This window comes from Streptomyces sp. NPDC056948, assembly GCF_042674225.1.
GTDB classification, from domain to species: domain Bacteria; phylum Actinomycetota; class Actinomycetes; order Streptomycetales; family Streptomycetaceae; genus Streptomyces; species Streptomyces purpurascens.
The window spans coordinates 1-13,570 of the sequence record NZ_JBHUQX010000262.1; the positions used below are offsets into that span (position 1 = coordinate 1).

12 protein-coding genes and 1 pseudogene are annotated in these 13,570 nt (G+C 68.8%); 9 read left to right on the plus strand and 4 right to left on the minus strand.

The features are described 5' to 3' along the window. From ACFTZL_RS28825 to ACFTZL_RS28835, 3 genes and pseudogenes are all read left to right on the plus strand, one after another. Positions 1–207: pseudogene (locus ACFTZL_RS28825) on the plus strand (4-hydroxy-2-oxovalerate aldolase); the annotation flags it as partial. Next, positions 207–1,160: a phosphoglycerate dehydrogenase gene (locus tag ACFTZL_RS28830; RefSeq protein ID WP_382588412.1), complete on the plus strand. Its 954-nt coding sequence runs from the start codon at positions 207–209 to the stop codon at positions 1,158–1,160. The pseudogene ACFTZL_RS28825 and the gene ACFTZL_RS28830, both read left to right, overlap by 1 nt. Positions 1,161–1,282: 122 nt before the next feature. Next, positions 1,283–2,713, plus strand: a complete 1,431-nt coding sequence (locus ACFTZL_RS28835; protein WP_382588414.1) for an Nramp family divalent metal transporter — start codon at positions 1,283–1,285, stop codon at positions 2,711–2,713. A gap of 184 nt (positions 2,714–2,897) precedes the next feature. Here the strand turns inward: ACFTZL_RS28835 and ACFTZL_RS28840 are convergent, their stop codons facing one another. Together ACFTZL_RS28840 and ACFTZL_RS28845 are read right to left on the minus strand one after the other, a co-directional pair. Further along, positions 2,898–3,179, minus strand: coding sequence for a hypothetical protein (locus ACFTZL_RS28840; protein ID WP_382588416.1), 282 nt, complete (start codon positions 3,177–3,179; stop codon positions 2,898–2,900). A 50-nt stretch (positions 3,180–3,229) separates the two neighbouring features. Continuing rightward, positions 3,230–4,663 (minus strand): glycoside hydrolase family 43 protein, encoded by a 1,434-nt coding sequence (locus tag ACFTZL_RS28845; protein ID WP_382588418.1) that lies wholly within the window; start codon positions 4,661–4,663, stop codon positions 3,230–3,232. A gap of 675 nt (positions 4,664–5,338) precedes the next feature. Here ACFTZL_RS28845 and ACFTZL_RS28850 point away from each other — a divergent pair. The 4 genes from ACFTZL_RS28850 (at position 5,339) to ACFTZL_RS28865 (ending at position 10,590) form a co-directional block, all read left to right on the plus strand. After that, positions 5,339–6,130, plus strand: coding sequence for a GNAT family N-acetyltransferase (locus ACFTZL_RS28850; protein ID WP_382588420.1), 792 nt, complete (start codon positions 5,339–5,341; stop codon positions 6,128–6,130). After that, positions 6,127–6,351 (plus strand): translation initiation factor IF-1, encoded by a 225-nt coding sequence (gene infA, locus ACFTZL_RS28855; RefSeq protein ID WP_010981942.1) that lies wholly within the window; start codon positions 6,127–6,129, stop codon positions 6,349–6,351. Before ACFTZL_RS28850 ends, infA begins: the two co-directional genes overlap by 4 nt. Before the next feature lie 252 nt (positions 6,352–6,603). Then, entirely contained in the window at positions 6,604–7,692 is a 1,089-nt protein-coding gene (locus ACFTZL_RS28860; protein WP_382588422.1) for an ABC transporter substrate-binding protein, read from the plus strand. Between the two features lie 258 nt (positions 7,693–7,950). Further along, a complete protein-coding gene (locus ACFTZL_RS28865; protein WP_382588432.1) occupies positions 7,951–10,590 on the plus strand; it encodes a SpoIIE family protein phosphatase in 2,640 nt (879 codons plus the stop codon). Positions 10,591–10,639: 49 nt separating this feature from the next. Here the strand turns inward: ACFTZL_RS28865 and ACFTZL_RS28870 are convergent, their stop codons facing one another. Further along, positions 10,640–11,356: a GNAT family N-acetyltransferase gene (locus ACFTZL_RS28870; protein ID WP_382588424.1), complete on the minus strand. Its 717-nt coding sequence runs from the start codon at positions 11,354–11,356 to the stop codon at positions 10,640–10,642. Between the two features lie 167 nt (positions 11,357–11,523). On the opposite strand from ACFTZL_RS28870, the gene ACFTZL_RS28875 reads away from it, so the two are divergent. Both ACFTZL_RS28875 and galE read left to right on the plus strand, forming a co-directional pair. Then, the gene (locus ACFTZL_RS28875) at positions 11,524–12,048 is read left to right on the plus strand and encodes a GNAT family N-acetyltransferase (RefSeq protein WP_382588426.1); all 525 of its coding nucleotides are present in this window, start codon (positions 11,524–11,526) and stop codon (positions 12,046–12,048) included. 56 nt (positions 12,049–12,104) lie between these two features. Beyond that, positions 12,105–13,100 (plus strand): UDP-glucose 4-epimerase GalE, encoded by a 996-nt coding sequence (galE, locus tag ACFTZL_RS28880; RefSeq protein WP_382588428.1) that lies wholly within the window; start codon positions 12,105–12,107, stop codon positions 13,098–13,100. Between the two features lie 164 nt (positions 13,101–13,264). Here galE and ACFTZL_RS28885 read toward each other — a convergent pair. After that, positions 13,265–13,570: DUF664 domain-containing protein (locus ACFTZL_RS28885; protein ID WP_382588430.1), on the minus strand; the 306-nt coding region annotated here is incomplete at its 5' end.

A 13,570-nucleotide genomic window follows, 5' to 3' on the forward strand; every position in this document is an offset into this window, starting at 1 on the left:
CAGCAGGAGTTCGACCAAGCACTGACCCGCATCAGCAAAGCCGCCGAAGCAGCAGGCATCGCCGCCGGCATCCACAACCCCGACGGCACAAACGCCGCCCACCGCCTCGCCCAGGGCTACACCTTCGCCTCGATCGCGGCCGACGTCGTCCACCTGCAGCAGATCGCCACGTCCCACCTCGACGCGGCGCGCGGCGGAGCGCGCTGATGCCGACCACGCTCATCACGACGCCCACCTTCGCGCGGCATTCGGCGCTCCCCTGGCAGATCCTCGAGGAGTCCGGGGCAGGCCCGCTCCGCCCGTGCGCCGACGCGGCCCTGCCCACGGCTGAACTCTTCTCCCACGCGGCCGAAGCGGATGCCTTGATCGTCGGCATGGACCCGATCACCGCCGAGGTCCTGGACGCCGCACCCCGCCTCAAGGTGATCGCCAAGCACGGTGTCGGCGTGGACACCATCGACGTGGCCGCCGCCCACGCCCGCGGCATACCGGTCGTGTGCGCCCCGGGCAGCAACTCCCGTGCGGTGGCCGAGTACAGCTTCGGTCTGCTCCTGTCGGCGACGCGTTCCCTTACCGCCTCGCACACCGCGGTGGAGTCGGGCGGCTGGCCGAAGCTCTTCGGCCCCGAACTGCACGGCAAGACACTCGGCATCGTCGGCTTCGGCCGCATCGGGCGTCTGCTCGCCGGCTACGCCCGCGCCTTCGGGATGCACGTACTCGCGCACGACCCGTACGTCCCCGGCGACGACGTCCGCACGCACGGTGCCGAACCGACCGGCCTCGACGACCTGCTGGCCCGCGCCGACGCCGTCAGCCTGCACACCCCGCCCGACCCGTCCGGCACACCGCTGCTGGACAGTGCCCGGCTCGCGGCGATGCGGCCGGGCGCGATCCTGGTCAACGCGGCGCGCGGAGGCATCGTCGACGAGAGCGCCCTCGCCGCCCTGCTGCGTTCCGGGCACCTCGGGGCCGCGGCTCTCGACGCCTTCAGCACCGAGCCCCTGCCCGCCGACCACCCCCTGCGCGAGGCGCCCCGCACCCTCCTCACCTCGCACATGGCCGCCTGCACCCCGGAGGCCAATCAGGCCATGGGCGCGATGGTGGCCGAGGACGTCGTCCGCGTACTGGCAGGCGAAGCGCCGCACCACCAGGCCCGCTGAGCCCCGTCACCTCCAGGGCCGGCCGACCCCCAACCACCCGCTCCCCCACCAGGCATCACGACACACATCTGTCCCCATACCGGATACCGGTGACGACGCCGGAAGATCCCCTAGGACCTGACATGGCCATCACGTCGACCGACGGCGCCGCCGCGGCGCCGCCCCCCGCGCAGCCCGACCCGTACGCGCTGCGCGCCGAAGACGCCCGCCCGGCCCCCGACCGCTTTCGCGGCCGCCTGCGCCACCTCGGTCCCGGGCTCATCCTGTCCGCCGCGGTCGTCGGCTCCGGTGAACTGATCACCACCACCTCGCTCGGTGCGAAGGCGGGCTTCGCCCTGCTGTGGCTCGTGATCATCTCCACCGCGGTCAAGGTCTGGGTGCAGATGGAGCTGGCCCGCTGGACCATCCTCAACGGCCGCCCCGCGCTGGACGGCTTCCGCGACGTCGGGCCCCGCATCGGCCGCCTCAGCTGGATCAACTGGCTGTGGATCGGCATGGACTTCGCCAAGATGTTCCAGCGCGGTGGCATCATCGGCGGCACCGCGGCCGCCTGTTCCATCCTCTTCCCGATCCACGGCAAGTCGCTGAGCGGCACATCCCTCACGATCTGGGCCGTGATCGTCACCGCCGCCGCCGTCCTCATCCTCCAGACGGGCAAGTACCACGTCGTCGAGCGGGTCGAGGTCATCGGCATCACCCTCAAGACAGTGATCACCGTAGGCCTGGCACTCGCCCTGCCGCTCACCGCCTTCGGGTACGGCACCGAACAGCTCGCCGACGGGCTCAGCTTCCAGATCCCGGCCGGCACGGTCGGCATCGCCCTCGCGATGTTCGGCATCACCGGCGTCGGCGCCGACGAGATGACGACCTACACCTACTGGTGCCTCGAGAAGGGCTACGCCCGCTGGACCGGCCCCGACGACGGGACCGAGCAGCGCGCCCGGCGTGCCGAGGGCTGGCTCAAGGTCATGCGGCTCGATGTGGGCGTCGCCTGGTTCGTGTGCACCATCTGCACCTTGTCCTTCTACGTGATCGGCGCCTCCGTGCTGCATCCGCAGGGCCTGGTGCCCGAGGGCAACGACATGATCACCACGCTGTCGCACAGCTACACCGACACGCTCGGGCCCTGGGCCGAGTACCTCTTCCTCGGCGGCGCGATCTCCGTGCTCTTCTCGGTCACCGTCGCCTCGTCGGCCAGCGTTCCGCGGCTGTGGACCAACACCCTCGGTCTGCTCGGCGCGATCGACTGGAACGACTTGCGCGTCCGCACCCGGACCATCCGGATCCTCACCTGGTGCCTGCCGCCGGTGTGGATGTGCTTCTTCCTGTGGGTCCAGTCCCCGGTCCTGATGGTGCAGATCGGCGGCATCGGCGGCGGCATCTTCCTCCTCGCCGTGGTGATCGCGGTCTGGCGCCTGCGCTACACCGGCGTCCCGCCCCGCTTCCGCGCCAACCCCTGGATGACCGCCGCCCTCGTCCTCAGCAGCGCGGCGATTCTCTTCCTCGGGGTGTACGGGGTGCTCGACACGCTGGGCCTCACGCCGGGCGACTGACTCATCGACGATGCCGCCGGGCGGCTCCTCTTGGAGCTCCCCGGCTCGTCCGCACGGACGGACACAACCGGTCAGCTCGAGGCTCCGACACTGCTGACCCAGACACGGAAGGGCGTGCTCTCCGGCTCGGTATCGGTCTGCTCCGAGTAGCTCCTCAGAGACCACATATGGACCGAGAAGAGCCTCAGTACTCCCAGACCCACCAGCCCTGCGCCAGAGCGTCCGAACCGTCCTTGTACTTGCAGAAGTGGAAGACCCCGGTCTTCTCCGTCCAGGCCGTGGCCCGTTCGGAGCACTCGGCACCGTATAGCGGCCCTTCACGCGGGCCGCTCTTGAGGATCTGCGCACTGGCCGTCGTCGCACGGTTCGCCGGGGAGGTGCCGGTCGCCGAGGCATGACCGACTGCCGCCCCGCTCGCCATGACGGCCAGCAGAAGGCCTGTGGCCAACCGAATGCGGTTGCTCATCGCACTCCTTCTCAAGCTCAAGACTTTTCTGGGCCGATGACTCGAAGGCGTCACTGGACGACCTTGAACGTGGCGTCGCCGCGTCCCGTCGTGGTGGTGATCGGGGCGAGCTTCAGCTGGAACCCGAAGTGGCGGATGTACCGGTCGGGGTGGTTGTACGACTGGAACGACGACCAGGTCGAGTCGGCGAGACCGGCGATCCGGCGGAATGTGGCGTCTGCGGCGAACGCGGCGGTGCCGTCGTTGTGGACCAGCTGGAAGTCGGTTCCGTCCTGGCGCAGGTAGTACCCGGGGAAGTTCGCCGACTCGAAGGAGACGGTGCCGGTTCCCGCGAGGCCCGGCCGCAGCCGGAACTGGGCGTCCTGGGCGGGGCTGACGTTCGGGTCGACGCGCACGTCGAAGTTCGAGTGCCGGATGTACCTGTCCTGGTAGTTGTACGACTGGAGCCGATCGACCGGGGTGTCGGCCCAGCGGGTCAGGACGCGACTCTCCTCTGCGGCCGTCAGGTCGAGGATCGCGCCGTGGCGCTTCTTGGTCCCGCCCATGGCGTAACTGCCCGAGGCCGGCAGGTGGTACGTGCCGGAGGCGGACGGGTTGCTCGTCAGGACGGGCATGTAGCCGCGGCCCGTGGCGTACTGGTCGAGGTAGAGGGCCCACTCTTCGCGGTCCCGGAACTTCATCCACATCGGGCCCTCGACCTGTGAGCCGGTGAGGCCGATGCCGGAGAGGTTGCCGATGGTGGTCCAGGTCCCGAGGATCGAGTTACTGCCTTCGAGGGTGATCTGGCCGTCGCCGGAGGCCCGCACATAGCGGTAGGCGCCGGTGCCCGCCGGCGCCTCGACGATCTGGGTGTCGATGATGCCCTGCGTGCCGGGGCGGTCGATGTACAGCTGCGGGGTGCTGATGGTGCGGAAATTGGTGGTGCGGGCGTAGTAGATGCGGTGCTTCAGTACGCCGTTGAGCGTCGCGTTCGTCGCCCAGTACAGGACGTAGTCCTTGGTCTCCGGGTCCCAGATCGCTTCCGGCGCCCAGGCGTTGCGCCCGTCGGGGATCGCCCCGGCGACGTTCAGCAGCCAGGGCTGCGACCAGGTGACCAGGTCCGTCGACTCCCACACCACGAGGTTGCGGCTGCCGTTGGATGTGGAATCCTCCCACGACTGCCCGCAGCCGATGCACAGGTCGGTCGCGATGATCCAGTACTTGCCGCCGTCCGGTGAGCGGACCAGTGAGGGGTCGCGCACCCCGCGCGTGCCGACCGTGGAGCGCAGGGTCGTCCCGCCGCCGTTGAGGTCGCTCCAGTGCAGGCCATCGGCGCTGTGCGAGAAGTAGATCTGCTGACCGGCGGCCCCCTCCCCGATGAAGTGCGTCATCAGATAGCCCGGCTCGGCGGCGCTCGCCTGGTCGGGTCTGGTCAGGGCCTGGCCCGTGAGGACCAGGCAGACGGCGACCACCAGCGTCGTCAGCCTGCTGAGAACCGTGGACATGTGCATCTCCTGCTCGGGTGGAACGGGATGCGGAACTGGATTGCGGAGCTGGACTACAGAAGGCGCCCGTGGCCCAACTCCCGCCGGACACTTGGCCGTTCGATATATCAGACACCGTTCGTAGAGCCGGGCAGACGCTAAGGGCGAGCAATCGGAGGCGTCAATACCCCCGGCATGTCCGACCTGACGTCGTTCAGCCTGAACTCATTCCGCCGAAGATCATGCGGTGCCCGCGGGCCGTGTCCATGTACTCGCGCACCTGGTGGATCGGCTCGTCCCTGAGCTCGAAAACGAAGCGTTTCCTGGCGGCGCGAACCACTCGGCGTCCTCGGTGAATACCGTGGAGATTCGGTCAGGGTCGTGGCCGGCAAACGCCTTCCATGCCTTCTGGACGACGCTGCGGCCCTGCTGTGACATGCCCGCCGACCCCAGGCGATCGCAGGCGAAGGCGCTGGCGCTGTCCGACAACACCCTCTGGCCGTCACCTGAAAAAGGCTTTGAGCGAGACAACGCCCCACTGCTACTTTCCTGCTGGACCGTGAAATCGTCGTATGGAGGTGAGCCCCGTGAACACAGTTACCCGTGGGTGCTCCCTCAACCCGTCACGGTCCGGCGGCTGACGTTCGGTGTCGCCAGGAGCGCCTGAGATCGAGGCTCTCCTGGAAGGAGACTCCGATGGACACGAAGCCCTTCACATCTGGCCTGAGCGAGAACGCGGTGATGATCACGCGCGTCGCGGACAGGCAATGGCATGCACTGGAAGACGACTTGGTCGTCGGCCGCGGGCATGCGGCACACCGGCCCGACGGACGCTTGTTCGTCAGCATCGACGCCTGGCACGACGCCACTTTCGACCTGCTCGCCGAGGCGATGCTGACGGAACTGCCGGCGCCGCTGCACACGGTGGTCGACGAAGCCGACGTCGAGCTGACGGCCGGCTGGCGGCGGGCCGGTTTCACGATCCGGCGCCGCGAGTGGGAGTACGTCGTGCCGACCGACCCGCGGGTCACAGGGCTCAAAGCGGTCCTGCCGCCTTCGGGCGTGACGATCGTGCCCGCCGGTCAGGCGGACGAGAGTCTGCTGCGGGCGGTGGACCGCGCGATCCGTGATGAAGTCGAGGCGACCGTCGGGTGGCACTCGATGCCCGCGGAGGTGGTTCCCCGCCCCGAGGGCGACACCATCGTCGACCCGTCGAAGTACGCGGTGGCCGCGGCACCGGACCGCTACCTGGGTCTGATCCGGGTGGTGAGGGTGAACCGGCCGCGCATCGGGCTGGTCGCGGTCCGGGCCGGCGAGCAGCGCCGCGGCATCGCGCGGGCGCTGCTGGCCCACGCACTGGGGACGCTGCACCGCTCCGGGGCCGCCGAAGCCTGGACCGAAGTCCAAGAGTCCAATCAAGCGGCCTCGGCACTGTTCGAGGGCATCGGCGCCCGGCCGCTGAGCAGCAACCTGGAGCTGGTGCGATGACGAAGAACAAGAACGTCATCGAAGTCGAGGGCAAGGTCGTCGAGTGCCTGCGCAGCGCCATGTTCACCGTGGAGCTCGAGAACGGCCACCAGGTGCTCGCGCACATCAGCGGGAAGATCCGCAAGAACTACATCAAGATCATGCTGGAAGACCGGGTGCTGGTGGAGCTCCCGCCGTACGACCTGACGCGCGGCCGGATCGTGTTCCGGTACCGGAACTAGCGGCGGGCCGGCACCTTCCTCGGTAGCTGATCCTGGGGCTCCGGTCACGGTGTTTTCGTGGCCGGGGCCCTCGATGACGGCTCGCACAGCCGCTCCAGCCGCGGTCCAGCAGCCACTGTCTGCGGAATCGCCGCTCCCCCACTCCTATATGGATAGGACTTTTCCTGATAAGAACGACTGAAGTACGAAGCAGGACCGGCCAGGAATCACCCTCCGTCACGGATCACGCAGAAGACACTGTGGAGGCAGCCGGTGGGAGACGTCGAGATCGACCGCAGGGCCTTCCTTGGCGGAATCGGCGGAATCGCAGCCGGTGTGGCTGCCGCATCGGTCACCGCGTGCGACGGCCGCGCCGACCGGAGCTCCACCAAGAGCAGCAAGTTGCTCGTGGTCCGTGATTTCGGCGGGTCTTATGGCGAGGCGAACCGCAAAGCGATCTACGACCCGTTCACCAAGGAAACCGGCGTCCGGATCAAGGTGGTGAACTTTTCGAACACCCAGATCCTCGCCCAGATCAAGGAAGGCCGTCCGCGGTTCGACGTCATGGACATCGACATGTCCAATCTGGTGCGCTTCGAGCACGAGGGCGCCTCCGAGGAACTGGACTACGGCCGGTTGAAGAACACCAAGGACACGGGAATCGCCGAGTCCCTGCTCACCCCCAACGGTGTGGGCAAGAGCTACTGGGCCAGCGTCCTCGCCTATGGCGCGGACGCCTTCGGCGGCAGGAAGCCCGAGTCATGGGCGGACTTCTGGAACCTCGGCACCTTCTCGGGCAGCCGGGCACTCCAGGGCACGGTGGACTGGCCGGAGCTGGAGTTCGCCCTGCTCGCCGACGGAGTGCCGCTCGACAGGCTTTACCCGCTCGACGTGAACCGTGCCTTCAAGGTCCTCGACGAGATCAAGGACTCGGTGCGGACGTTCTGGGAGTACGGCGCCGAACCGGGTGAGCTGCTGGATCGCAACCGGGTCGTGGCCTCCAGTAGCTGGGCCGGCCGCGTCCAGAGCATGATCAAGGGCGGATCTCCGCTGGCGTACGAGTGGAACGGTGCCCGCAGGCAGAGCAACGGCTACGGAATTCCCAAGGGCGCCGCCAATCCCGACGCCGCCTATCGGCTCATCGATTTCGCGCTGCGGCCCGAGGTGCAGGCCTATTCGGCCCGGATATACCCCGAAGGGCCTGTGGTGCCCGCCGCCTACGGATTTCTCACCGAATCCACCGCCGTGAACCTGGCGAGCACGCCTGGGCACCTGTTGTCGGGCTTCGACCTGGACATCGCGTGGTGGCTGGAGAACGGGAACGCCGTGACCAGGCGCTGGCAGAAGTGGGTGCGGAGCTGACCGACTGAACCCAGCCATATGGCCGTATATGAACACGCATGGTAAAGAGTCCGTATGGCCAGGCACCTTGGTCGGCTCTCGGCCGTCCGGCCCCCCGCGCACAGCGGAGGGCCCCCTCGGTCCGCCTCGCAACGGGTCGCGGAGCCCGACCCGCAGCCGGATCCGGAGCCTGGCGTCCGGCCTCCTGGGAGACGCCGGCGCGCCCTGCCCAGGGTGCGCAGCGTCGCCGGCCAGGTGTTTCTGCTCCAGCTCGTGATCATGGTGCTGTTCGCCGCCGCTGCGGGAGGGGCTCTCGTGGTGCAGGCCCGGAACTCCAACATGCAGGAGGCCCGGCAGTTGTCGATGGGCGTCGCGCAGTCCTTCGCGCGCGCCCCGGGGACGCTGGCCGCCATGAAGTCCGGCGATCCCACCAAGCTTCTGCAGCCGCGCGCGGAGGACACCCGGAGGAACACCGGGGTCGACTACGTGGTCGCGTTCGACCCTCAGGGCTTTCGCTGGACCCACCCCGACCCGAAGCTGATCGGCAAGCACATCTTCGCCCTGCGCGAGGGCGGCGCCGCCGACCGTCCCTTCACCAAGACGTTCGAGGGCAGCCTGGGCCTTGCCGTGGACACGACCGTTCCGGTCTACGACACCAACAGGACCACCATCGTCGGCTTCGTGTCGGTCGGGGTCACCGTCGCCAGCGTGGACGACGTGGTGCAGGACCAGCTTCCGCAGCTTCTGGGTTTCGCCGGCGCGGCACTCGCGGTGGCCGCGATCGGCACGGCGCTCGTCTCCTGGCGGCTGCGGCGGCAGACCCGCGCGCTGGATCCGTCCGGGATGACCCGGATGTACGAGCACCATGACGCGGTGCTGCACGCGGTACGGGAAGGCGTAGTGATCATCGGCGGTGACGCCCGGCTGCTGCTCGCCAACGACGAGGCGCGGCGACTGCTGGACCTGCCCGCGGACGCCGAGGAGCGCCGTGTCACCGAGCTCGGTCTGGCGGCGGACACCGCCGAGTTGCTGGGCTCGGGCCGGACGGTGACGGATGTGGTGCACCTGGCGGGCGACCGGCTGCTGGCGGTCAACATACGGCCGGTCGATCCCGGCAACCGCCCCGAGGGCAGCGTCGTCACGTTGCGTGACACGACGGAGCTGCGTGCACTGGCGGGCCGGGCGGAGGTGGCCCGGGAGCGGCTGGGGCTGCTGTACGAGGCGGGGATACGGATCGGCACCACGCTGGACGTGGTGCGCACCGCGCAGGAACTGGCCGAGGTGGCGGTCCCCCGGTTCGCCGACGCCGCGACGGTCGATCTGCTGGATCCGATCCTGCGGGGTGCGGTGCCGGCCGGCCCCGGCCCCGAGATGCGCCGGGTGGCGGTGCACGGCGTCGACGGCGCCCGGTCTCTCTACCCGGTGGGGGAGCTGATCCACTTCGTCCCCACCTCGCCCGTGGCCGTCAGCGCCGAGCGCGGCCGTGCGGTCCTGGACGCCGACCTGACCGCGTCCAGTGAGTGGATGACCGCCCAGGACCCCGAACGCGCCCGACACCTGCTGAACCTCGGCTTCCACTCCCTGATCACCGTGCCGCTCCAGGCCCGCGGTGCGGTGCTGGGCATGGCGAGCTTCTGGCGCTCGGACGCTGTTCCCTTCGGCGAGGAGGATCTGGCGTTCGCCGAAGAACTGGCCGCCCGGGCCGCGGTCGCCGTCGACAACGCCCGCCGCTACACCCGCGAGCACACTCTGGCCGAGACACTCCAGCGGAGTCTGCTGCCCAGCTCCCTGCCCGACCACTCGGCCGTGGAAGTGGCCCACCGCTATCTGCCCGCCCTGGAAGGCGTGGGGGGCGACTGGTTCGACGTGATCCCCCTGCCCGGCGCCCGGGTCGCCTTGGTCGTCGGCGACGTGGTGGGGCACGGACTGCATGCCGCGGCCACGATGGGCCAGCTACGCACCGCGGTGCACAACTTCTCCGCCCTGGACCTGCCCCCGGACGAGCTCCTCGGGCATCTGGACGAGCTGGTCGCCCGGATCGACAGCGACGAGAACGTCGAGCGGGACAACGAGAGCGTCTCGGGAGCCACGTGTCTCTACGCGATCTACGACCCGGCATCCGGGAGGTGCGCACTGGCACGGTCCGGGCACCCCGAACCGGCCCTGGTGCACCCCGACGGCACCGTGGAGTACCTGCGGGTGCCCGGTTCACCGCCGCTCGGCCTGGGCGGCGGCCTGCCCTTCGAGACCGCCGAGCTCACCCTCCCCGAGGGCTCCCGGCTGGTCCTCTACACAGACGGCCTGATCGAGGACCGGGAACGGGGCCCGGACACCGGCCTCGATGCACTGCGTCACGCCCTGGCCCACCCGGACCGGACACCGGAGGAGACCTGCCAGGACGTCCTCGACGCGCTGCTACCCGCTCCGTCGAGCGACGACATCGCCCTGCTCGTGGCCCGCACCCGTCTGCTGGACCCCTCCCACTTGGGCGAATGGGACGTGCCCAGCGATCCGGCGGTCGTCGCCGGCATCCGGTCGGATGTCACGCGCCGCCTGGAGACCTGGGGGCTGGAGGAGATGGTCTTCACGACCGAGCTGATCATCAGCGAGTTGGTCACCAACGCCATCCGCTACGGCACAGAACCGATCCGGCTACGGCTGGTCCACGACCGCGACAGCCTGATCTGCGAGGTCGCCGACGGCAGCAGCACCTCGCCACACCTGCGCCGGGCCGCGACAACCGACGAAGGCGGACGAGGGCTGTTTCTCGTCGCCCAGTTCGCACAGCGGTGGGGCACCCGCTACACGGCCCGGGGCAAGGTGATCTGGACGGAGCAGTCCACCCAGAGCCCGCCGAGCGACCCCGACGGAGAGTCGGCCGACGCCCTGCTGGACCAATGGGAGGACGCCGCCTGGTGAGGTGCTGTTCGGTGGTCGCGAACCACGGTTCCCGCCCGGGCCGAATGCCTCACGGAGTGCGGTACCCGCGAAACGTCACGTGCTTCCGGGTCTCGAACCCGAGCCGCTCGTAGAGCGCGATCGCGCCGGTGTTCACCTCGGCCACGTGCAGGAACGGACGTTCACCCCGATCCACGATGCGCGCGATGAGCGCGCGCATCAGACGGGCGGCGTGGCCTCGCCCGCGTGCCTCGGGAGCGGTGCAGACAGCGCTGATCTCGGTCCATCCAGGAGGCCGGAGCCGCTCCCCCACCATCGCCATCAACGTGCCGCCGTCGCGGATGCCGAGATAGGTGCCGAGTTCATGAGTGCGTGGCCAGAACGGCCCCGGCCGGGTCCGCTCGACGAGGCCGAGCATCTCGGGCGCGCTCCCAGCGCCCAACTCGACCACGGCGGGGTCGGGTTCGACACGAGAGGCATCCGAGGCATCCGGTCGGCTGTCGCCGGCCCAGATCATCTGGCGGCCCTCGAGGACGAAGACCGGCTCCCAGTCCGACGGCGGCATCGCCGGGCAGCTGAACATGTCAGCGAACTCGCCTCGCCCCAGCAGCCTGGCGAGGTCGTCCCAGCCCTCCGAGTCCACCTCTGCGGATACCGCGGAAAAGGTCGCGACTCCCGGCAGGTAGGTGACAGCCCGGCCGAGTCGGCGTGCGAGATGCCCGTGGTTGCCGCGGAGCGACTCCCCCACCGGGTCGTCGAGTGCGACAACGTCGCGGAGACCTATCATCGTGCTGCGCCGCTCCTGCCCTTGGTCGAAGCCGGTCGCCCCGTGATCGACACGGTGCCGCCGGATGCCGACGGACCATCGTAGTCAGCCCCGGTCCTCGAGGAAGCAGCGCATGCGCGGACGATTAGGATCAGGAGCCCGATCCTCCCGTCAGAGCTGGGATCTCCGTGTCGACCGGACAACACCTCCCCGCCATCCGACCTGCCACCGGGGCAGATCTTGATGATCTCCAGGTTCTCGCACGTCGCACGATTGACGCCTGCTACCGCGCGTTCCTCGGTGACGAGGCAGTGGACTGGTTCATCGGCAGTGGGGCTTCGGACGCTCACGTGGAGAGTCATCTGGGGACAGGTGGCGTGCAATGCCTCAGCCAGGAGGGCCGGATCATCGGCTTCTCCATCCTCGATGGCTCCACGATCGACTTGATGATGATCGACCCGGATCATCATCGTCGAGGGCTCGGCCGTCTCCTGCTTCGTCACGCGGAGGAAGCGCTCCTCGCCCGGTATCCGACCATCCGGCTGGAGAGCTTCGCGGACAACGCCGCGGCCAACTCGTTCTATGAGGCGTGCGGATGGCGGCACGGGGATCGGCTGGAGGGCGATGGACTGGCCAAGGTCGAGTACGTCAAGACCACGATATGGGACGAAACAGGCCAAGTCGTGCGGTTTTTCCCGGGTGGATCAAGCTAGCCTTACTGCCGGTTGCCTACCGAATCTGAGATAAATCCGGGAAGAGGATAATCATCATGTCTGTCCTGATCGCCGGGGGAGCCGGTTACATCGGAAGCACTGTCGCTTCAGCCTGTCTGGACGCGGGCATCACTCCGGTGATCATCGACAACCTCGTACGGGGGCGTGCCGAGTTCACCGATGGGCGGATCTTCTACGAAGGCGACATCTCGGACGCGGGCCTGATCGACCGGATCTTCTCGGAGCACCCGGACATCTCCGCCGCGGTGCACTGCGCGGCGTTGATCGTGGTGCCGGAGTCCGTGGCGGACCCGGTCGGCTACTACGAGGCGAACGTCACCAAGAGCCTGGCCTTCGTCAGCCACCTCCACCGCAACGGCTGCGACCGTCTCATCTTCAGCAGCTCCGGCTCCATCTACCAGGCCGAGGACGGCTCCCCCGTCACCGAGGACTCGCCGCTGGCGCCGCAAAGCCCCTACGCACGGACCAAGGCCATGTGCGAGGCGATGTTCGCCGACATCGCCGCGGCCGGGAAGCTGCGGGTGCTGTCCCTGCGCTACTTCAATCCCATCGGCTCCGACCCCCTGCTGCGCACCGGTCTCCAACTCAAATGGCCCAGCCACGCCTTGGGGAAGCTGATTCAGGCGCACCAGGAGGGCACAGCGTTCCCGGTCACCGGCGTGAACTACCCGACCCGTGACGGGACGGGTATCCGTGACTACGTGCACGTCTGGGACCTCGCCGCGGCTCACATCGCGGCGATCGAAGGCTTCGACTCCGTCCTCACCGAGTCGAAGCCCTCGATCGCGGTCAACCTGGGCACCGGTTCCGGCACCACCGTCCGGGAGTTGTGCACGGCGTTCAACAACGTCGTGAGCACGCCCCTGGCGACGGTCGACACCGATCCGCGCCCCGGCGACGTCGCAGGCGGGTACACCGCGAGCGACCGGGCCGAGAAGCTGCTGGGGTGGGCGCCGAAGCTGACGCTGGAGGAGGGCATCCGGTCCGCCCTGGAGTGGATCCCGGTGCGCGACAAGATGCTGAACGACTGAGAGGACGGCTTCAGCTCGATGCGCGCGTGACAGTTGCGCTTCCAGACGGCTTCCGGCGAGGCGCTGGTGGTCACTGCGACGTCGTATTTGTGCAGGGTGGAGGGCTCCTCTGCGGTAACGGCCGTGGTGCTGTGGTCATGTGCTCCGGTCCTGGAGAAGGTGGATCAGCGGCCGGTCGTGCCGTCGATGAGTTCGCGGAGGATGTCGGCGTGGCCCGCGTGTCGGCCGGTCTCCTCGATCATGTGGGTGAGTGCCCAGCGGATGCTGGGAGCGGGGCGGTCCGGCCGCGGCCGGGGAACCGGTGCGCCGAGATCGGCGCACCCGTCGAGAACGTCGTTCGCGCGCTTGACCGCGTCCCGGTAGCGGGCGACGACATCGGCCACGCTGTCCGTCGTCGCGGCTTGGAACGTCGCCTGCCAGTCGGTGACTTCGTCCCCGAGGAACATCGAGCGCTCGACGAGAGTCAGGTG

What these genes read in the sequence shown, in the direction of transcription:
- ACFTZL_RS28830 (WP_382588412.1), top strand. Translation starts at nt 207, where the DNA reads ATGCCGACCACGCTCATCACGACGCCCACCTTCGCGCGGCATTCGGCG.
- ACFTZL_RS28835 (WP_382588414.1), top strand. Translation starts at nt 1,283, where the DNA reads ATGGCCATCACGTCGACCGACGGCGCCGCCGCGGCGCCGCCCCCCGCG.
- ACFTZL_RS28840 (WP_382588416.1), bottom strand. Translation starts at nt 3,179, where the DNA reads ATGAGCAACCGCATTCGGTTGGCCACAGGCCTTCTGCTGGCCGTCATG.
- ACFTZL_RS28845 (WP_382588418.1), bottom strand. Translation starts at nt 4,663, where the DNA reads ATGTCCACGGTTCTCAGCAGGCTGACGACGCTGGTGGTCGCCGTCTGC.
- ACFTZL_RS28850 (WP_382588420.1), top strand. Translation starts at nt 5,339, where the DNA reads ATGGACACGAAGCCCTTCACATCTGGCCTGAGCGAGAACGCGGTGATG.
- infA (WP_010981942.1), top strand. Translation starts at nt 6,127, where the DNA reads ATGACGAAGAACAAGAACGTCATCGAAGTCGAGGGCAAGGTCGTCGAG.
- ACFTZL_RS28865 (WP_382588432.1), top strand. Translation starts at nt 7,951, where the DNA reads ATGGTGCTGTTCGCCGCCGCTGCGGGAGGGGCTCTCGTGGTGCAGGCC.
- ACFTZL_RS28870 (WP_382588424.1), bottom strand. Translation starts at nt 11,356, where the DNA reads ATGATAGGTCTCCGCGACGTTGTCGCACTCGACGACCCGGTGGGGGAG.
- galE (WP_382588428.1), top strand. Translation starts at nt 12,105, where the DNA reads ATGTCTGTCCTGATCGCCGGGGGAGCCGGTTACATCGGAAGCACTGTC.